The following is a 20,785-nucleotide window of genomic DNA, read 5'->3' as shown; positions in this document are numbered from 1 at the left end:
TCTAGGGAAATAGCGGCAGTTGCTGGGCATACAAGGGTGAAAGGGTACTTCCGGCATGTTGACAATTCTCTGATTAGGATCATTATTGCCGAATCAGGATAAAGTCAATCCCATAGCCAAGCTGTTCGAGCTCCCCGAAACCTGGCTTGCCCTCTACCTCCGGAGACTATGCGATGCGCGTAATTCCGTTCACGTTGTGCGGCTGCCTGTTGGCCATGGGCTTGATCTCGACACTGACGGCGCAAGAGGCCGCCCTGACACCGGTCGCGATCCCACCCGCTACGGTGCCGGTGGACCCCTCCGCTTCCCAATTGCCCAAGATCCCCTCGCCCAGTGGTGCGCCCGAGCTGACCCGCGCTGATGCCGAGGCCTGGCTGGACGGCTACCTGCCCTACGCGCTGGATAACGGCGACATCGCCGGCGCGGTGGTGGTGGTGGTCAAGGATGGCCAGGTGCTGCTGCAAAAGGGCTATGGCTATTCGGATATCGAAAAGCGCACCCCGGTCGATCCCGCGGGAACGCTGTTCCGTCCCGGCTCGGTGTCCAAGCTGTTCACCTGGACCGCGGTCATGCAGCTGGTCGAGCAGGGCAAGCTGGATCTGGATGCGGACGTAAACCAGTACCTCGATTTCAAGATCCCGTCGCCCGACGGCAAGCCGATGACGTTGCGGCAGGTGATGACCCATACCACCGGTCTGGAAGAACAGATCCGCGGCCTGATCACATCGCGCAAGGAAGAAATCGTACCGCTGGGAGAGGCACTGAAGCGCTGGGTGCCCGAACGCATCCATGCGCCGGGCGCGACGCCCGCCTATTCCAACTACGCCACGGCATTGGCCGGCTATATCGTCCAGCGCGTGTCGGGCGAACCGTTCGACGCATACATCCAGCGCCATATCTTCCAGCCGTTGGGGATGGCCCATTCGAGCTTCAGCCAACCGCTGCCACCCGCCTTGCTGGCGAAGATGTCGAAGGGTTACACGAAGGCTTCCGACGGCAAGGCGAAGGATTACGAGTTCATCAGCCTGGCGCCGGCGGGCAGTCTTGCCTCCACGGGTGCGGACATGGGCCGCTTCATGTTGGCGCACCTGCAGGATGGCGCCTACGGCGATGCGCGCATCCTCAGCGCCGCAACCGCGCAGAAGATGCATGCCACGGGCCAGACTTCGGTCGGTCCGTTGAACCGGATGATGCTCGGTTTCTACGAAACCACCGTCAACGGCCATCGTGCGATCGCGCACGGCGGCGACACGATGTATTTCCACAGCGACCTGGAACTGTTTCTCGACGATGGCATCGGCATCTTCGTCTCCATGAACAGCAGCGGACGGGACGGCGCGACCGGGGTGATCCGCGGCGCCTTGGTTCGCGGTTTCGCCGATCGCTATCTGCCAGGTCCCAGAACACGCACGCCTGGCATCGACGCCGCACAGGCCAAGCTCCATGCGCAGCAGATGGTGGGCCACTACGACAGCAGCCGGCGTCCTCAAAGCAACCTGCTGTCGCTGGTGAACATGCTGGGCCAAGTCAAGGTGGTGGCGAACGAGGACGGCACCATCAGCGTGCCGCTGGCGATGGGCGCCAACGGCGTGCCGAAGAAGTGGCGCGAGATTTCGCCCTACCTTTGGCAGGACGTCGCCGGCAGCGATCGCCTGGCCGCCGATGTCGTCGATGGCAAGGTCATCCGTTTCAGCATGGAGCCCTACGCGCCGATCATGGTGTTCGAACGCCTCTCCACCTGGCGCGCGCTTTCGCTGCCGCTACTGGCGGCCAGTCTGGCGGTGTTGCTGTTGACCGTACTCGCATGGCCGGTGTCTGCGCTGATTCGCCGCTATTACGGTGTGCCGTACGCGTTGTCCGGAACCGATGCGCGTGCGCACCGTCTGGTCAGGCTCGCTGCGCTGGCCGTGCTGCTGTCGGTGGGCGGCGCGTTGGGCTTCGTGGTCGCGATGCTGGGCGATCTGGAGATGACCGGAGCCAGTTCCGATGTGTGGATCAACTTGCTGCGCCTGTTGGCAACGGTAGTGCTGCCTGTGGGCGCGGCAGTCGCCGTGTGGAACGCCTGGCACGTGCTGCGCGGACGCCGCCGCTGGCTGGCCAAGCTGTGGGCCTTGCTACTGGCGCTGTCCTGCCTGTTCCTGCTCTGGGTAGGCTTCGCCAACCATCTGATCGGTTACGGCGCGTACTACTGACCGAGGCCGGCCGGCTGCGTTTGCCGCCGGCCGCTTCCCCGATTCCCGACTGTTGAGGTGCGCGTGGCCGAAGCCGTGTCCGTCGAACTGGAACTGCACAACGAACCGCTGCCGATGTCGGCCCCGTTCCGTATCGCAGGACATGTGTTCGAAGCTATGCCCGCTACCGTGGTGACCCTGCGCGATGGTGCGCATGTCGGTCGTGGCGAAGCGGCGGGCGTGTATTACAACGACGATCATCCCGACAAGATGATCGCCACGCTCGAAGCGCTGCGTGCGCGCATAGAAGCAGGAATCGATCGGGATACTTTGCGCACGTTGTTGCCGGCAGGCGGTGCGCGCAACGCGCTCGATTGCGCCCTGTGGGAACTGGAATCGCAACGCAAAGGCGTCCCGGTCTGGAAACTGGCGGGCCTGGAGAAGGTAGACAGGCTGTTGACCACTTTCACCGTGGGCGCCGACGATCCGTCGGTAATGGCGGACCGCGCAGCGGGTTATCCGCAGGCGCGGGCATTGAAGCTGAAGCTGACCGGAGATCCGGAGCTGGACGGTGCGCGGGTACGCGCAGTGCGCGCACGTTGCCCGCAAGCGTGGATTGGCGTCGATGCCAACCAGGGCTACAACGCGGCTACCCTGCCGTCGCTGCTGCCGGTGTTGATCGAGGCGGGAGTGTCGCTGCTCGAGCAACCATGCGTGCGTGGGCGCGAACATATCCTGGATGGAATCGAGCGCCCCTTGCCGTTCGCAGCGGACGAAAGCATCCTGGATCTCGCCGAGCTGGAGGCGCGCCACCACCGGTTCGATGTCATCAACATCAAGCTCGACAAATGCGGCGGCCTTACCGAGGGTCTGCTCATGGCCAGGCGCGCGCGCGAACTGGGTAAGAAGGTCATGGTCGGCAACATGTGCGGCACCAGCCTGGCGGCCGCACCGGCGTTCGTGCTGGGCCAGTTCTGCGATATCGTCGATCTGGATGGGCCGATCTTCCTGGTGAAAGACCGCACGCCATCGGTCCGCTACGAAGACGGTTACATCACCTGCGGCGATGAAGTCTGGGGCCCGAAGACCCTCGCATGAGCGCAATGGCCGACAAGACCTGGTTCGGCCAGCCGCGCGGCCTCACGATCCTGTTCCTCACCAACATGTGGGAACTGTTCTCCTACTATGGAATGCGCACGCTGCTGGTCTATTACATGACCAAGGAGCTGCTGTTCGCGCAGGAGAAATCCTCCTTCATCTACGGCACCTATACGGCGATGGCGTACTTCACGCCGATCCTGGGCGGCGCCATCGCCGACCGCTGGCTGGGCAAGCGCAACGCGGTGGTCATCGGCGGCAGCGTGATGGCGCTGGGGCATTTCATGATGACTTTCGAACCACTGTTCTACATCGCGCTGGCCACCATCGCGCTGGGCAACGGCCTGTTCCTGCCCAGCCTTCCCAGCCAGATCAACGACCTGTACCACGCCGACGATCCGCGCCGCGGGCGCGCCTACAACGTGTACTACGTGGGCCTGAACATCGGCGGCTTCATGGCGCCGCTGATCTGCGGCACGCTGGGTGAAGTCTACGGTTGGCATTACGGTTTCGGGGCCGCCGGTATCGGCATGTTCGTCGGCCTGATCGTCTATGTGCTGGGCCGCGACTACCTTCCGCCGGAGAACCGCACGCGCGTGGCGCGAACGCCGTCCGCGGCAGGCGAGCGCGCAAGCGATCAGAGCCGGATCTGGCTGCTGCTGTTGGGCGTCGGACTTGCAGCGACGATCTTCCGCGGCGCTTACGAGCAGATCGGCAATACGCTGCCGTTGTGGACCGACATCGGCGTGGACCGCGCGTGGGGCGGGATGGTGATTCCGATGACCTGGTTCCAGGCCTTGAATCCGTTGCTGGTGATCAGCATGACGCCGCTGCTGCTGCTCCACTGGCGACGTCGCGCCGATGCGGGCCGCGAGACTTCGCCGGCTCGCAAGATGGCCATCGGCGCGATCATCGTTGCGCTGGCGTATCTGCTGCTGGCGGCGCTGGACCATTTCGCGGGCGGCGAGCGCGTCGGTTGGCCCTGGCTGCTGGCGTTCTTCGTCATCCTCACGCTGGGCGAGCTTTACATTCTGCCGACCGGGCTGGGCCTGTTCGCACGCCTGGCGCCACCGCGACTTGGCGCGACCACCGTGGCTGCCTGGTTCTTCGCGATCTTCACCGGCAGCCTGCTTGCCGGTGCGGTGGGCGCTTTGTGGTCGCGGACCAGCCACGCCGGATTCTTCGTATTGCTGTCGGGGCTGGCATTGTCGGCCGCGTGCGTTCTGTGGATGTTGGATCGTCCCATTCGCAATGTGGAGTCGGCCCGGCGTTCCCTGTCTGTCGAAACAAACGCTTCCGCCGATGCCGGCGGTCCGTTGGAAGAAGTCCGTAGTTGAAGCTTGCCGGTCACGGTGTTCTGCCGTGATCTCTGCCACCGTTGCGATATCCATGAGGAGCACACCGATGTATCGACTGAGCCTTTCCCTGCTGGCCTTGGCGCTCGCCGGCTGCGCGTCGGCGTCCGGCGCGCGCGCCGGCAGCGAACCGTACGACCTGCTGATACGCAATGGCGTGGTCTACGACGGCAGCGGCGCCGCTGGCCGGCGGGTCGACGTGGCGGTGCGCGGCGACCGCATCGCCGCACTGTTGCCCGCGGGAGGCGACGCGGTGGCTACCCATACTGTGGATGCGCACGGCCAAGCCGTCGCCCCGGGTTTCATCAATATGTTGAGCTGGGCACCCGAATCGCTGATCGCCGACGGGCGCGGCGTCAGCGATACCAAGCAGGGCGTGACCCTGGAGGTGTTCGGTGAAGGCTGGTCGATGGGGCCTTACAACGAAAAGATGAAGGCCGACGCGCTGAAGCAGCAAGGCGACATCCGTTACCCGATCGAATGGACCACGCTGGGCGAGTACCTGGAATATCTGGAGAAGCGCGGCGTCACTCCGAATGTCGCCTCCTTCGTCGGCGCCACGACTGTGCGCATCCATGAATTGGGGGAGGGCGACGTGAAGCCGGATGCCGCGCAGTTGGCGCGGATGCAGGATCTGGTGCGGCAAGCGATGGCCGAAGGCGCACTGGGCGTGGGCGGTTCGCTGATCTATCCGCCGGCCGCCTTCGCCGACAGCAGCGAACTGATCGCGCTTGCGCAGGCCGTGGCCGAATCCGGCGGCGGCTATGTCGCGCATATGCGCAGCGAAGCGGACCGGTTCCTGGAAGCGCTGGACGAAACCATCGGCATCGCCCGCGCCACCGGGCAGCGTGCCGAGGTTTACCACCTCAAAGCAGCGGGGGAAAGGAACTGGTCGAAGATGGCCCAGGCGATCGCCAACATAGAATCAGCCCGAAAGCAGGGCGCGTTGGTCAGCGCCAACATGTACACCTACACCGCCGGCGCCACCGGCCTGACCGCGGGTCTGCCGCCCTGGGTGCAGGCCGACGGTCATGAAGCCATGATCGCCCGGCTCAAGGATCCGGCTATCCGCAAGCGCGTGATCGCCGAGATGAAAGACCCCAATGTCGAGTGGGAAAACATCCGTCTGCTCTCCGGGTCGGATGATCGCGTGCTGCTGTTCGATTTCAAGAACGAAAAGCTGAAGCCGTTGATCGGAAAGACGCTGGCGGAAGTGGCCAGGGAGCGCGGGAAATCCGGCGAGGAAACCCTGATCGATCTGGTCGTCGAGGACGATTCGCGCGTGGTCGCCGCGTATTTCCTTATGAGCGAGGAAAACGTAGAGCTGGGTTTGAAGCAGCCTTGGACCAGCCTGGGGTCGGATGCGGAATCGTCGGCGCCGGAAGGCGTCTTCCTCAAGTCCAGCACGCATCCCCGCGCTTACGGAAACTTCGCCAAGTTCCTGGGCCATTACGTGCGCGACCGAAAACTGATGTCGTTGGAAGAAGGCATCCACCGTTTGACGGGCCTGCCGGCGACGAACTGGAAACTGCGCGACCGCGGTTGCCTCAATCCAGGTTGCTTTGCCGATGTCGTGGTGTTCGACCCGGCCCGGATCGCCGACCACGCCACCTACAAGTCGCCGCAGCAGTACGCCACCGGCGTCAGCGATGTTTTCGTCAATGGCGTGCAGGTGTTGCGCGACGGCGAACACACCGGGGCCAAGCCGGGACGGGTGGTGCGCGGGCCTGGCTGGCAGGCGCCCAAAAGCGACTGATCAGGGCCGCGACGAAAACCCGGAGGTCATTTTCCAAATATATTGACAATTCTCTGATTAGGATCATTATCCCTGATCAGGATACCGGCACATGTCGCCTTTGGCGCATCCAGCCCGGGCCGATCATCCGCACCACCCATTCGCCGTCCGGGGAGATCCAGAGATGAACGCGTTCCAGTCCAGCCGCCCGTGGTATCGCTCGCCCTTGTCCCTCGCCATCACCAGCGCTCTGGCGTGGGCGATCGCGGCTCCCGTTTCGGCGCAGGAGAGCTCCGAAGCCCAGGCACAGTCGGATACCAGCTCCGCAGAGCGCGCAGCCACGCTCGACCGGGTGGTGGTCACCGCCAACAAGCGCGTAGAGAACATTCGCGATGTCGCCGCGTCGATCAGCGTCATCGGCGAGCGCCAGCTCGAGAACCTCGGAGCCAGTTCGCTGGCCGACTACGCTTCCCTGATTCCCGGCATGCAGGTGCAGGACAACGGAAGCCCGGGACAGACCTCGGTGTCGCTGCGCGGCATCGCGGCGCTGTCCTCCGGCGCTTCGGTGGCGACTTACATCGACGAGGTGCCGGTAGGATCCAGCGGAATCTATCAAGGCGCCAATACCTTGATGCTGGACGTGCTGCCCTACGACATCAGCCGTGTGGAAGTGCTGCGCGGACCGCAAGGCACGCTCTACGGCGCCGGCGCCATCGGCGGACTGCTCAAATACGTGACGCGCGCGCCCGACGTAAGCGGGGATGAGTTCCGCCTCGGTTTCGGAATGCGCACGGTGAACGACGGCGGCGACGCCTGGAACACCCGCTTTGGCGCGAGCGTGCCGTTGAAAGAGGACCGTCTTGGCTTGCGCATGAGTTTCGCGCGCAACGGGTTGCCGGGTTACACCGACAACGTCGTCGATGGGCGCGAGGACATCAACGACAGCGAGCAAATGGGCGCGCGCGCGGCATTGTTCTGGGATGGCGACGCATTCGACCTCAATCTCTCTGTGCTGCAGCAACGCATCAGCGCCGACGACCGCGGCGGCACCGCGCTGGACCCCGAGACCATGGAGCCGCTGTTCGGCGATCTGGTCGACAGGACCTGGCAGCACCAGCCCTTTTCCAAAGAACTGACGCTGACGTCACTGAGCCTGGATTGGGACATGGGATGGGCCGACTTCGTGTCCGCCACCGGTTGGTCGCAGACCGACACGATGACCCAGATCGACTCGACCATCCAGTTCGGGGAAGTGGCCAACGCGCTGCTCGGCCTGCCCGAACCCGGCAGTTCCTTCGTGCGTTACGAGTTCGACCTGGACAAAGTCACCCAGGAATTCCGCCTGAGCTCGAAAAGCGGCGGCCGGTTCGAGTGGCTGGTGGGCATTTTCTACACCAAGGAAGATGCGCTGCAGACGCAGCTCGCATGGCTGGGCCAGTTGGATGGTTCTCCGCTGCCAGCGCCCTACGACGAGATGTTTTCGACGCTGACCTTCCTCGGCCTGCCCAGTACCTACAAAGAGCTTGCGGTTTTCGCCAACGGTTCCTGGCGCATCGGCGAGCGCTTCAAGCTAGACGCCGGTGTGCGCCAGGCGCGTAACGAACAACGGTTCAGCCAGAACGTGAGCGAGGGCATTCTGGTGCCGATCGGCAATACGCCAGGCGAGTCCGAGGAAGACGTCTTCACCTGGAGCATCAGTCCGCAGTTCAAGCTGGGCGAAGACGCCATGCTGTATGCACGCGCCGCGACCGGCTATCAACCCGGCGGGCCGAACGTGGCGATTGTCGGCATACCTCCCAAGGTGGATTCGTCGATGCTCTCCAGCTACGAGCTTGGGCTCAAAGCGCAGTTCGCCGAGCAGCGCGTGCAGTTGGATCTGGCTGTGTTCCGCATCGACTGGGAAGACATCCAAGTGGCCTCTTCGTTCAACGGCATCGGCGGTCTGGTCAATGGCGGCGAGGCGACCAGCGAAGGCGCCGAACTGTCCACCCTGTTCCGGGCCACTGATGCGCTGACCGTCGGTTTCAACGTCGCTTATACGAAAGCCGACATCAAGAACGATTTTGAGCCCACGGTGATCCCGCAGGACGGTTTCGACGTCATCCTCAACACCGGACTGGCAGGCGACCGGATGCCTTATGTGCCCAAGTTGTCGTGGGCGTTGACCGCCGAATATGCCTTCGCGGTAGGCGGTTTCAACGGCCAGGCGGGCGCCGCATTGCGTGGCGTGGGCAAGCGGTTGAACGATACGACCGAGCGCCAGCGGATAACCGCTCCGGGGGATCCCTCGACCGTGCTGGACGAGGAAATAACCGCACCTTTGGAACTGGATAGCTACCGTGCGCTCGATCTGTATGCGGGCATCGGCAAGGGCAATTGGGAACTGCGTATCTATGCCAACAACATAACCGATGAAGGCGCATGGTCCTCGCTCACGCCTATCAACAGCGCGATAACCGGCACCCACGTGCAAGTGGCGGCGGTGCCGATCCGCCCGCGTACCTTCGGCATCGAGTTCGATTACCGGTTCTAAAGCGCCGCCATCGCCATCGTCCGCTGCCGGTGTTCCGTACCGGCGGAACGTGACGCCTCTCGAACCTGTCTGGTGAAGAACCTCCAATGCTCCAACCCCGCCCGTTAGGTCCACAAGCATTGGAGGCGCTGCCGGGCCCCTATCTGCTGTTCCTTGGAGACACCACCGAGGCCGGCTACGCCAAGACCGCCTACGGTCTGCGCGATTGGGCGCCCAATCGTTGTCTTGGGGAGTTCGCTTGCGAAGGCGCGACAGTCACCACCGGGCTTCGCTTCATGACGCCTGCCGAGGCCGCCGCAAAAGGCGCGCGTTCCATGGTGATCGGAGTGGCCAATGCCGGCGGCGTCATTCCCGAAGCGTGGCTGGGTTCGCTGCTGCAAGCGATGGAAGCCGGCCTGGACATCATCAGCGGCATGCACGTGCGTCTTGGGGAAATCGCACGGCTGCGCAATGCCGCCGCCGGGTTGGGCCGCAGGCTGATCGACGTGCGCCAACCGCCGGCCGGCATCACCGTAGCCACGGGTCATGCCCGCAGCGGGAAACGCCTGCTGACCGTGGGCACCGACTGTGCTTTGGGGAAGAAGTACACGGCGCTCGCGCTGGCCCGCGCTTTCAGCCAGCATGGAGTGGATGCGCATTTCCGCGCCACGGGCCAGACAGGAATCATGATCGCAGGCAGCGGCATTCCCATGGACGCGGTGGTCGCCGATTTCGCCGCGGGCGCGGCCGAGATCCTTTCGCCCGACGCCGCGGACGAACACTGGGATGTGATCGAAGGGCAAGGTTCCCTGTTCCATCCGGCTTATGCCGGGGTGTCGCTGGCGTTGCTGCATGGCAGCCAGCCGAATGTCGTCGTGGTCTGCCATCACCCGGGACGCCAGCGCATGCTCGGTCACCCGGGCTATGCGCTCCCCAGCATCGAGGAAACCATCGCCTTGGCCCTGCAACTGGGAAGCCGCACGCAACCGGCCATCCGCTGCGGCGGCGTCAGCCTCAACACTGCGCATTTGGACGAAACCGCGGCCCTACGTTTGCTGGCTTCGGAAAGCGATCGGCTGGGTTGCGCGGTTGCCGATCCGATGCGCGGTGGCCCGGCCTTCGACCGCTTGGTGGAGGATTGCCTGGCATGAAACCCGATGGCCACTGCGCCGCCCTGGGTCGTGTCGCTGTGCGATCGTGCGCGCCATGACTGCGCGATCCACATGGTTCCAGCGCTACCTGCTGCCGGGGTTCGTCTTCCAGGCGGCGGTGATAGCGGGCGGCTACGCTACCGGGCGCGAGCTGGTGGAGTTCTTTCTGCCGGCAGGCCCGTGGGGCGGCTTGTTGGGCATGGCGGTCAGCATGCTGGTGTGGAGCATGGTGTTGATGGTCAGTTTCGAACTGGCCCGGGTCGCGCGCGCCTACGACTACCGTTCGTTCTTCAAGGTGTTGCTGGGCCGCGGCTGGTTCCTGTTCGAAATCGGCTACTTCGCGCTGATGATCGTCATCCTGGCGGTGATGGGCGCGGCAGCTGGCGAGATCGCGCACAGCCTGTTCGGACTGCCGAAGCTGGCCGGTTCGTTGGGGATGATCGCCGCCACCGGTCTGATGCTGGCCTACAGCAGCGCTGTGATCGAAAAGTTCCTGGCCTTGTCGGTGGCCTATCTCTACCTGGTCTACCTGGTGTTCCTGGTCTGGAGCGTGTTCGCCTTCGGCGACCGCATCGAGGCCAACTTCGCAGCCGTGCCGGCTGCCGACGGTTGGTTCACTGCTGGCATCACCTACGCCGGATACAACGTCGCCACCATTCCCGCGGTGCTGTTCTGCATCCGCCACCTGGGCAGCCGCCGCGAGGCGCTTGCCGCCGGCGCGCTCGCCGGACCGCTCGGCATGCTGCCTGGGGTGGTGTTCTACATCGCCATGATGGGCTACTACAACGAGATCGGCGCTGAAGCGCTGCCTTCGGCTTTTCTGCTGGGCAAGTTGCAGGCGCCGTGGTTCGAATGGGCGTTCCAGATCGCGGTGCTGCTGACCCTGGTGGACACCGGCGTGGCGCTGCTGCACGCCATCAACGAGCGGGTGGCCAAAGCCTTCGAAGAACGGCGGAAGCCGATGCCGCAGGCCTTGCGCCCGGCGCTCGCAGTCGGCGCGATGCTGCTGGCCGTGTACGCCGCCAGCGCCGTCGGTCTGGTCGATCTGATCGCCAAGGGCTACGGCACGCTGACCTGGTTGTTCCTGGCGGTGTACGTGCTGCCGCTGATGAGCTGGGGCGTCTGGCTGCTGTGGCGCCGTCCGCAACGCACCGATGCCGATTTCCGCTAGCAAACGTATCCGGGAGTTGATGATGTCCGTCATTTCGAAATGTCTGCGGGTCCTGATCATTGCCACGGGCCTTTCGTTGTCCGCTGCCGTATCGGCCGCGCCGCCGGCAGGCCTGGACGCGCGTATAGAGAAGGCGATCAAGGAACACGGCGTTCCCGGCATGGCCGTCGCCATCGTAGAGCAGGGTAAGATCGTGCATGCCAAGGGTTATGGCGTACGCAGGCTGGGCGGAAACGAAGCCGTCGATGCCGACACCATCTTCCCCACCGGTTCCACCGGCAAGGCCTTCACTGCCGCGGCGCTTGCGATCCTGGTGGACGAAGGCAAGCTGGGCTGGGACGACAGGGTCATCGACCACCTGCCCGACTTCCGCATGTACGACGCCTGGGTGACGCGCGAGATGACCGTTCGCGATCTGCTGGTTCATCGCAGCGGTTTGGGGCTCGGAGCGGGCGACCTGCTTTTCATTCCGCGCAGCTCGCGCAGCCGCGCCGACATCGTCCGCGCGCTGCGCAACCTGAAACCGGCCACCAGCTTCCGCAGCAACTACGCCTACGACAACATCCTCTACATCGTGGCCGGTGAGGTGATCGCCGCGGCCAGCGGACAGGACTGGGAAAGCTTCATGCGCGAACGGGTGTTCAAGCCTGCAGGCATGACCAGCTCGGTCAGCGACGAGAAAGACCGCTTCGCCAACCCGAACCGGATACAACCGCACGCGCGGCTCGATCCGCGCGTGCGCGGACTTGGTCCGCAGCAGGTGCTACCCGAGCGCGAGGGCCTGGGCCAGGTGGGGGCACCGGCCGGCGGCCTGTCGTCGAGCGCCAACGATCTCGCCCGCTGGCTGCAAATACAGCTGGCGCATGGCGTGCTGCCTGGCGACGACGGCAAGCGTCTTTACGGCGAAGCCTCCGCCCAGGCGATGTGGACACCGCAGGTGCCGGTGCCGATAACCGCGTATCCGGCGCCCATCGCCGACATCACGCCGCAGTTCTCCGGCTATGCGCTGGGGTGGAATGTGCAGGACTACCGCGGCGTCAAAGTAGTGCAGCATGGCGGCGCTGTTTTTGGCGTTCTGACCTTCATCGTGCTGGTGCCCGAGCGGAACCTGGGCATTTCGCTGCAGATAAATTCCGAGGACGTGGACGTAATGCGCGGTCTGGGCTACGAACTGCTGGACCACTACCTGGGTTTCAAGCCACGCGATTGGGTGGCGGACTTCGACAGCTGGTACAAGCAGCGCCTCGATGGCGGTTTGGCGGCGTTGCAGGCTGCCAGCAAGAACGCCCGCAAAGCGTCGCGCCCTTCGCTGCCCGCCAGCGGCTACACAGGCCGCTATGCCGATGCATGGTATGGGCCCATCGAAATCACCGAGCGCTCGGGCAAATTGCGCATCGACTTCCAACAGACTCCGAACATGGCCGGAATGCTCAGCCATTGGCAATACGACACCTTCCGCACGCAATGGGACGACAGTTCGATCGAGCCCGCGTACGTCACCTTCGCGTTGGACGCAGAAGGCAAGGTCGCGCGCATCAGCATGAAGCCGGTTTCGCCGCTGGCCGATTTCAGCTACGACTACCAGGACCTTATGTTCACTCCTTCGGCGGATGGACGGGTTGTTGCGCCTTAGCCCGTTCGCACGCAGGGGACGGCGTGCGCAGAGGAGCAGGGCGGGCCTGGTGATCACTCGTGCTGCGATCCACCGGCATGGTGGAACGGTCGTGATCAATAACCGGGCATCGGGTTCGGGCCTTGAAGCACGGTTGCAGTTGCCGAACAGTCTTCACAGGTCTTCTGTCCAAGCGTGATCGCGTGGGTCACGCGTGGTTCGAACGCCGGGACAGCTTGGCCGCATACAGCGCCGCCCCGTAGTGCGGCTCGTGTATCGGAGACCGCAGCTCGAATGTAGGACAGGCCAGGTGCAGCGCCTGCTTGAACGGGGCCAGCAGTAGTTCGCCGGCGCTGAAAGCGCCGCCCGAGTAGGAAAGCGGAACGGTTTCGCCGGCACCGAAGTCCAGCGCGCGACGCAGGGAGTCGGCGATCTGGGCCAGTTCGTCTCCGGCCTGCGTGTAGATGTTCATCGCGTTCGCGTCGCCCAGGTGCGCAGCCTTGGCCACCAGCAAGGAAAGTTTGGCGAAATCGCCGCGGCTCAGGGCCTGCTCGCCGTACACGCGGGCGCAGATATCCAGATCGTTGCCCAGGCCGAGTTCTTCGTTGAACACCGCATGCAACGGCCCTTTCGGCAGGCGGCCGTCGCTCATGCGCGAATAGGCGTTGAGGCCCTGCGCGGCGATCCAGTACGCCGAGCCCTCGTCCGAAAACGCCTCGCCCCAACCGCCCGCGCGCGCGGCGTAGCCCTGGCGCTGTCCGTAGCCGATGGAGCCGGTGCCGGCGACGATGTTGATGCCGTCCGCACAGGCCAGCGATCCTGCCCAGCCGCAGACCATGTCGTTGTCGCAGGCGTAGCGGTCGTGGCCAAGTAGGTCGCGCGGAATGGCCTGCAGCTTCGCCGTCGCCTCGCTGTCTTCGCCATAGGCGGGCAGGCCGAAGAACGCATAGCGGATGGCGTCGCCTTGCGCGCCCGCCCCCAGCAACACCTGTTCCATGCCCGAGCGGAGGATTTCGCGAACGCCGTCCAGTCCTATTTGTGGATGGTAAGTGGTGCCGTGCTGCGCCTGGGCAAGCAATCGGCCTTCACCGTCGATCAGCGCGAAGCGCGTCTTGGTGCCGCCGCCATCCACGCCAAGGAAGCAATCGGATGCGCTCATGGCGTGATCGAATGGATCCTGACGCCCTGCACGACGCGATTCACCGTGCCCTGCTTGTTGGGGCTGTCCGGCGACAGGCCCAGCGCGCGCGAGGCGTTGAAGGCGTAGATCTGCGCGACGGCCACATACGGCCACAGCAGGTCGATGTCGCTCGCTGCGGACATGCCGGGAACCAGCAGCGTGTCCGGCGCTTGCGGCTCGCGTCGTTGCGCGGCGACTTCGATGATCCGCGCTGCGCAGCCGTCCTGGCGGAGTTCCTCCAGCAGGTCGTGGTCGTACTGGCGCGTGAGCGGGTTATTGGAGACGAACACCATCACCAGGGTCTTGTCGGTGATGAAGGTCTTGGGCCCGTGCCGGAAGCCCAGCGGCGAATCGAAACAGGTGGCGACTGCGCCATTGGTCAGCTCGCCCAGCTTCAGCGCCGCTTCGCGGGCCAAACCCTGGAACAGACCGCTGCCCAGATAGACCACGCGGTCGAAGCCGTGCAGAGCAAGCTCCTGCAGCGACAGTCGAAACTCGTTGATCACCCGCTCGGTCGCCAATGCGATCGGTCCGATCCTGTCGTCCAGCGCCTGCGCACCGCTGAAGGCGAGCAGCGTGGCGTACAGCATGCAGCTGAAACTGGAGGTCATGGCGAAACTGGTGTCGTGCGTTTCTTCCGGCAGTAGCAGGGTCATCGACTCGCGCGCCGGAACGGTGTTGAGCGCGCCTTCGGCATTGCAGGTCACCACCAGATGCCGCACGTCCCGGACCAGCGACTCGGCCAGTTCCACCGCCGCCAGGCTTTCGGGGCTGTTGCCGGAGCGGCCGAACGACACCAGCAGCAAGGGTTGCGCGGGATCGAGATAGAGATAGGGAGCGCTGACCAGATCGGTGGTCGGTACCGCATCCACGCGTGCGGCCAGTTGGCGGTCGAGCAGCGGCGCCAGGCATTGGCCGATGTAGGACGAAGTGCCGGCACCGGTAAGGACGATACGGGCGGCGGGGTTGCCGGCGATGGGCGCGACGAAGGCTTGGATCCGGTCGCGCATGGCCGAGAGCAGCTCGTGAGTCTGCTGCAGCATGCGCGGCTGCTGTTCTATCTCGCGCGCGGTCCAGATCGCACCCGAGGCGATCAGGTCCGCCTCCGGCACGCCCAGATGTTCAGTGGTCTTGTTGGTCATGGCATGCATGGTAATAGTCGTCGAGTACGGCACCGATATGCGCCATGGTCAGGGACAGCGGATCGTTGCTGGCGGTCCCGGTACGTAGCGCGTGCAGTGCGTGGGGAAGGAACTGGCTGATCAGCGAGATCGGCGGCGGATTGGCCTGCAGGTTGGCGAACAGTCGCTGGCGCGCCTGTTCGATGGCCGGGTCGGGCCAGTAGTAGCGGATGCGGTCGCTCAGGCTGTACTGCAGATCGATGGACAGCGCATCGCCCTGGCTGTGGTAGTAGCGCCGCCAGTGGCCGGGTTGTTCGCGCATGCGTTCGATGGCGACCTGGCGCAGGTTGGCGCGTTGCGACGCATCAACCCATTCGCGTTCGATCGCATCCAATGCCCACAACGCCTCGCGCAAGGCGAAGGTCAGCCCGGGACCGACCTTGAGGATGGCGAAGTGGTCGCGTACGAGTGCGCTCAGCGCTTCGCGGGTCTGGTAGTCGGTCGAATGCGCTTCGAACACCGTGTTGGGCACGTCTTCGATGGCTTGACTCAGCGTGTGCGCGGCGTCGGACTGGTAATCGATCACGCTGTGATGGTCGAATTCCACGCCGGGCTGTACGACCGAGGCGATCACGCGTTGCCACGCCGCAGCCAATCCGGCGGCGGCGAAAGCTTCGCGATGCGCATCGATGGTGGCCAGCGCAGCCCGCGGCGTGGTGACCGCAAGGCCTTCTATCGATTCGGTCGCACCGCCCGGCACCGGTACTTCGGTGCCGATTACATACACCGGCGCTTCGCCGCCGACTTGCGCATGCGCGGTTTCGGCTGCGCGGCACAGGCGCACTGCGCGCCGCACGATCTCCGCTTCCTGCAGCGGCTCCGGATCGCCGCTGCAGGACATCGAACAATCCAGGTGGATTTTGCGGAAGCCGGCGGCGACATACGCAGCCACCATCGCTTCGGCCTTGTCCATCGCTGCCGCGGCATCCAATGCGGTCCACGGATTCGGGCCCAGGTGATCGCCGCCCAGCGCGATGCGCGTGCGGTCGAAGCCGACGCGGTCGGCGATGCCATGCACGAAGCGCACGAAATCCGCCGGAGTCATGCCGGTGTAGCCGCCGTCCTGGTTGACCTGGTTGCAGGTGGCTTCGAACAGTAAAAATTCCTGACCGGTGCGCTGCGCGTGGAACAAGCTGGCCTCGATGACGATGGGATGCGCCGAGCACAGCGAAGTCACGCCGATGGCGCTTCCCTGTTTGTGGCGGGCGATGAGGTCGAGCAGGACGTGCATGCGAAGGGAGATCCGGTCAGGTAAGGGGTGCGGCTGCGTCACGCTCTGGTTCGAGCACCAGCAGCAGCGAAGCGACAAGGGCCAGGACCAGGCCGACGATCTTCAACGGGCCCGGCACGACGCTGGCGAAGATCAGCGAGAGCACGGCGGTCACCAGCGGTGCGCCCGCATTGGTCAACGGCGCCACCACGATCGCCTTGCCGTGACGGAAGGCGTAGACCAGGGTCAGCGCGCCGATGGCGTTGAGCAGCTGTATTCCTGCAGTCACCCACGGCCCGTCCAGGCCCAGGTTGATGGGTTGGCTGAAGTCGGTCATCGCCCACGCTACCGGCGCCAGCAGCAGCGCGCCCACGGTCATGTAGAAGAAGATGCTTTCGGCGCTGACCGTATGGTTGGCCAGGCGCATGAAATAGGCCTGCACGCCCCAGGCCAGCATGATCAGCAGCGATTGCAGGAACCAGCCCAGGCCTTCGGTCGCGCTGCGGCCGAAGGACAGGTCCAGCAGCGGCAACGCCACCAGCGCCAGCACGATGCCCAGTGTGCCCAGCCAGCCCGTGCGTTCGCGCAGCAACAGAAACGACAGCGCGATGGTGACTACCGGCGACAGCGAGATGATCGGAAAAACGAAGTATGCAGGCCCGATGGTCAGCGTGTGGAACAGCAGCATCTGCCCACCCGCGCCAAGCAGGCCGATGGTCATGCCGTAGGCGACCGCACGCGGCGAACGCTCCAGCTTCCAGCCGTTGCGCCACAAGATGTACAACGCTGGCGGAATCATGGTCAGCGACCACACGCAGTACACCAGCGTGTCGGGAAATCCGTGCTGGGCCGACAGTCCGGCCAATGCGCCCCACACGCCCCACAAAACGACGGTGGCCAGGGCGAACACAAGCCAGGGGCGCTTGTGCGACAAGGAGGCGGTGCCGATCGAAGGGCCGCTCATGCGCGGGTTTCCATCGGCGTGGCCTGAAGCAGGATGAAGCGTTTGAACGTCACTTCCAGCGTATTGCTGCCCGCATCGACTTCGCCGACATCGGCTTCGTTGAACAGATCGCGCACGCGGTAGCGGCCTTGGCCCAGACCGCGCAGCTGTACCGGTCCGTTCCAATCGGCGGCATAGAAGCTGTAGTACATCGAGCCGTCCTTGCTGATGGCATGCGCCTCCGGCTTGTCGAAACCGATGTCGTACAACGCACCCAGGTATTCGCCCTTGGGCAGCATGTGCCGCTTGTACAGATCCACCCATTTGCGCCACAGCGCTTCTTTTTCCGCATTGAGCACGTACCCGCCCGGCGGCAGCGGAGCGGTGGGATGGTCGGTGTCCTTGGGCCAGGTGAATTTGGAAGAAATCACCGCGCCGATACCGACGCTGGAAGCGAAATCTTCGCGGCCGTCCGACAGTTCCACGTGATCGCCCGCATAGCTGCTGCGGTCGCCCATCAATGCCTTGACCGACTTGCCCTTGCTGCGCACCTGCCAGGAAGACAGCGGATCGGAAGACGGGTATTGATCGGTGGCCGGCAGGTTGTGGAAGGCGAACGCGGTGCCGCACGGGCACAACTCGACGACCGCTTCGGGGTTGGCCTGGTGGGCGGCGTCGTAGATCGCCTGCCAGAACTTGGCCAGGCCTTCGACCGAGTCGGTCGGATGCGCGTGCTTGTGCGCCGGGTTGTAGCAGGGCGCCACCGCATTCAAATGCTGGCCGTCCAGCTTGAGCCCTTCGAAGCCCCAGTCGCCAATGATCTTCTTCACCAGCGCCACGTAGAAATCGATGGTCGGCTGGTACGCCGGACACTGGGTAAGCGCGTTCCACCAGGTCACGGTCTGGAAGGCGCCGTACTGATCCAGCAGCAGCATGTCCGCATGCTCGTGCAGCACGTCGCTGCCGGGATCGGCCGCCAGTGGCGCCAGCCAAAGGCGCGGGCGCATGCCTTGCGCGCGGATCTTCTTCACGAAGTCGCGCATGTCCGCTTCCCCGCGCGGGAACTTGCGCTTGTCGATGCGCCAATCGCCTTCGTTGGTCTGCCAGCCGTCGTCCAGTACCGCCCATTCGAAACCCAGCTCGCGCGCCTTGGGCAGCGTGGCCAGGATCTGCTCGACATTGAAGTCGCGCTCATAACCCCATGCGCACCAGATCGGCGCGAAGGCGGACTCCGGCGGCTTTGGGCCCTGCAGACCCTCGGCCTGCATGAACTGCCGGTACTGCTGCAGCGGCGCGAAATGATCGCCGGTGTGCACGGCCAGCAAGGTGCGCTCGGTGACCAGCGTCTGTCCCGGTTCCAGCACCGAAGCCTGCGTCGATTCGACCGCGATACTGCCGCCGCGCGCAGTCTTGCGCACCGGCAGGTCCAGCATGCGCGCAACAGGTTCCACATGGCCCACGGCCAGACCGATATCGCGGCGCCACAGGTTGGCCACCGGAGTGCCGCCGCCGTAGTCGGAGGAATCCATGGACAAGGTGTTGCGCTGGTCGAAGCCTGCCTTCAGCGGCTGCACCCAGTCGCGGCGATCGGTGTGGGTGGCTCCGGAAAAACTCCAGAAGCCGCCGGGCGCCTCGGCCAGTTCATGGGCGCCGTTGCGCCAGCCAGCCACCTCGAGTTTGGCTACGCCATCGTTGCGGTAGCGGGTCTGCAGCACGGCCATGCCGGGCAGGCGGTCGAAGAAGGTCACTGCGACCCGTTTCTCGATGCCGCGCGAGGATCGGCCAGTGACGATGAGCTGGTGGCCAGCTCCGTGACGCGGGTCGTCCAGGGCAAGTTCATGCTGACCGGTCAGCGCGAAGTCTTCCACTGCACCGTCGGCCAGTAGCAGGCTCTCGCTGGCCTGGAAAGGAGTGAGGGATTTGCCGGCCGAGGCGAGCGACGTATGCAGGCGCGCATCGAAGGAAAGCGTCAGCGCCCGATCCTGCACGGTTGCCGCGGGGCGCTTGCCGCCAGCAATGGCCGCAGACTGGGCCCAGGGCAGGGTGGCCCAGGCGACTCCGCCGGCCACGCCGCCGGCCACGAACTTCAAGACGGTGCGTCGTCCAACAGGGGGCATGGCGGCATTCCGGTTGAGGTGGAGCGATTGTCCGTCATAGCTTCGGGTTGATGCAAGCGTTTTGTTGCGATATGGTGCTAATAAGTTTCGTTATATTACTTGAGGCGATGCAATGACCGCACTTCTGCGCAACGTGGCCTGGTTCCTGACTGCCTGTCTTGCCTCCTTATCGACTGCCGCGGCGGACCAGGCCATTGCCGGCGATGCCTATTCGATGGCCGACTTCGCAAAAGTGCGCAAGTACGACGCGCATGTGCATTCCAATTCGAAGAGTGAGGCCTTTCTCGAGCAGGCCCGCGCCGACGGCTTCGAGCTGATGTCGATCAATGTCGATTACCCGGCGTTCCCCAGTGTGGCCCTGCAGCGCGAAGCCGCGCTGGCGCTGCTCAAGGCCGATCCGCAGCGCTTCCACTGGGCCACCACCTTTTCCATGCGCGGGTTCGGCACGCCTGGCTGGACGCAGCAGGTGAACGCGGGGCTTGCCCGCGACGCCAAACTAGGCGCCCGCGCGGTCAAGATCTGGAAGAACGTGGGCATGGTGGAGAAGGACGTCGACGGCAAGCTGATCATGCTCGACGCGCCGGGTCTGTCGCCTGTGGCCGACAAGATCGGTGCGCTCGGCCTGGCCCTGATCGGCCACCAGGGCGAGCCTCACAACTGCTGGTTGCCGCTGGAGCAGATGACCACCGACAACGACCGCGAGTACTTCCGCAACCATCCCGAGTACCACATGTACCTGCATCCGGACCAGCCCGGCTACGAGGACCAGATCGCCGCGCGCGACCGTTTCGTCGCCGCGCATCCGCAGCTGCGTTTCGTCGGTGCGCACATGGGCAGCCTTGAATACGACGTGGATCGGCTGGCCGCGTTCCTGGACCGTTACCCCAACGCCAATGTGGACCTGGCCGCGCGCATGAGCCAGGTGCAATACCAGTCGATGCGCGATCGAGAAAAGGTCCGCGACTTCTTCATCCGCTACCAGGACCGCCTGTTGTACGGCACCGATCTGACCTTCGGCCCGGACGCCGATCCAGCTGAATTCAAGCGCGAAGCGCACGCGGTGTGGACCGCGGACTGGCGCTATCTGGCCACGGGCGAGCCCCAGCGGGTGGAAGTCCTGCACGCGGAAGTGCCGGGTTTGGCGCTGCCACGCGCAGTGATCGACAAGATCTACTATGCCAATGCGGTGCGCGAATTCGTGCCGGCGAAGGCGGGCGGCTAGACGAGCCGGGAACGCCGTCGTAGGAGCGACGTAAGTCGCGAAACCCCGCAAGATTGTTCGCGACTTACGTCGCTCCTACGTCCTGCGGGCCGTAGATAAAGGGAGCGCCCGGCCGCTCATGAGCTGG

The 20,785-nt window shown here is 64.5% G+C and carries 14 protein-coding genes; 9 read left to right on the top strand and 5 right to left on the bottom strand.

Annotated features, from left to right (window positions below):
• Positions 1-173 precede the first annotated feature (173 nt).
• The 8 genes from BLR66_RS07845 to BLR66_RS07810 all read left to right on the top strand — a co-directional run bounded on the left by BLR66_RS07845 (position 174) and on the right by BLR66_RS07810 (position 12,826).
• Positions 174-2,192, top strand: a complete 2,019-nt coding sequence (locus tag BLR66_RS07845) for a serine hydrolase domain-containing protein (RefSeq protein ID WP_218119603.1) — start codon at positions 174-176, stop codon at positions 2,190-2,192.
• A gap of 63 nt (positions 2,193-2,255) precedes the next feature.
• A complete protein-coding gene (locus BLR66_RS07840) occupies positions 2,256-3,269 on the top strand; it encodes a dipeptide epimerase (protein ID WP_255402341.1) in 1,014 nt (337 codons plus the stop codon).
• Positions 3,266-4,606, top strand: a complete 1,341-nt coding sequence (locus BLR66_RS07835) for a peptide MFS transporter (RefSeq protein ID WP_093282752.1) — start codon at positions 3,266-3,268, stop codon at positions 4,604-4,606. The genes BLR66_RS07840 and BLR66_RS07835 overlap by 4 nt, the downstream gene beginning before the upstream one ends.
• 67 nt (positions 4,607-4,673) lie before the next feature.
• Entirely contained in the window at positions 4,674-6,380 is a 1,707-nt protein-coding gene (locus BLR66_RS07830; RefSeq protein ID WP_093282747.1) for an N-acyl-D-amino-acid deacylase family protein, read from the top strand.
• Positions 6,381-6,543: 163 nt separating this feature from the next.
• Positions 6,544-8,892 carry a TonB-dependent receptor gene (locus BLR66_RS07825; RefSeq protein WP_176943793.1) on the top strand — a complete coding sequence of 783 codons (2,349 nt, stop codon included), beginning with the start codon at positions 6,544-6,546 and terminating at the stop codon, positions 8,890-8,892.
• A gap of 86 nt (positions 8,893-8,978) precedes the next feature.
• Positions 8,979-10,022 (top strand): DUF1611 domain-containing protein, encoded by a 1,044-nt coding sequence (locus tag BLR66_RS07820; protein WP_093282737.1) that lies wholly within the window; start codon positions 8,979-8,981, stop codon positions 10,020-10,022.
• Positions 10,023-10,077: 55 nt separating this feature from the next.
• Positions 10,078-11,193, top strand: coding sequence for a YkvI family membrane protein (locus tag BLR66_RS07815; protein WP_093282732.1), 1,116 nt, complete (start codon positions 10,078-10,080; stop codon positions 11,191-11,193).
• Between the two features lie 22 nt (positions 11,194-11,215).
• Positions 11,216-12,826, top strand: a complete 1,611-nt coding sequence (locus tag BLR66_RS07810; RefSeq protein WP_093282728.1) for a serine hydrolase — start codon at positions 11,216-11,218, stop codon at positions 12,824-12,826.
• Between the two features lie 187 nt (positions 12,827-13,013).
• On the opposite strand, the gene BLR66_RS07805 is transcribed toward BLR66_RS07810, so the two are convergent.
• The 5 genes from BLR66_RS07805 to BLR66_RS07785 are packed head-to-tail and all read right to left on the bottom strand — an operon-like array spanning position 13,014 to position 19,436.
• Positions 13,014-13,964 (bottom strand): N-acetylglucosamine kinase, encoded by a 951-nt coding sequence (locus BLR66_RS07805; protein WP_093282723.1) that lies wholly within the window; start codon positions 13,962-13,964, stop codon positions 13,014-13,016.
• Positions 13,961-15,127: an SIS domain-containing protein gene (locus BLR66_RS07800; RefSeq protein ID WP_093284547.1), complete on the bottom strand. Its 1,167-nt coding sequence runs from the start codon at positions 15,125-15,127 to the stop codon at positions 13,961-13,963. The genes BLR66_RS07805 and BLR66_RS07800 overlap by 4 nt, the downstream gene beginning before the upstream one ends.
• Entirely contained in the window at positions 15,108-16,397 is a 1,290-nt protein-coding gene (locus BLR66_RS07795; protein ID WP_093282719.1) for a D-tagatose-bisphosphate aldolase, class II, non-catalytic subunit, read from the bottom strand. Before BLR66_RS07795 ends, BLR66_RS07800 begins: the two co-directional genes overlap by 20 nt.
• A gap of 16 nt (positions 16,398-16,413) precedes the next feature.
• The gene (locus tag BLR66_RS07790; protein WP_093282714.1) at positions 16,414-17,340 is read right to left on the bottom strand and encodes a DMT family transporter; all 927 of its coding nucleotides are present in this window, start codon (positions 17,338-17,340) and stop codon (positions 16,414-16,416) included.
• Positions 17,337-19,436: a glycoside hydrolase family 36 protein gene (locus BLR66_RS07785; RefSeq protein WP_093282709.1), complete on the bottom strand. Its 2,100-nt coding sequence runs from the start codon at positions 19,434-19,436 to the stop codon at positions 17,337-17,339. The genes BLR66_RS07790 and BLR66_RS07785 overlap by 4 nt, the downstream gene beginning before the upstream one ends.
• Before the next feature lie 112 nt (positions 19,437-19,548).
• Between BLR66_RS07785 and BLR66_RS07780 the strand changes: the two genes are divergently transcribed.
• Complete coding sequence (locus BLR66_RS07780; protein WP_093282705.1) at positions 19,549-20,658, top strand: amidohydrolase family protein; 1,110 nt, start codon at positions 19,549-19,551, stop codon at positions 20,656-20,658.
• Positions 20,659-20,785 lie beyond the last annotated feature (127 nt).

Source organism: Pseudoxanthomonas sp. CF125 (assembly GCF_900104085.1).
Lineage (GTDB): Bacteria > Pseudomonadota > Gammaproteobacteria > Xanthomonadales > Xanthomonadaceae > Pseudoxanthomonas_A.
Note: the sequence above shows the minus strand (reverse complement) of the source record. Positions and strands in the feature narration are given on the sequence as shown.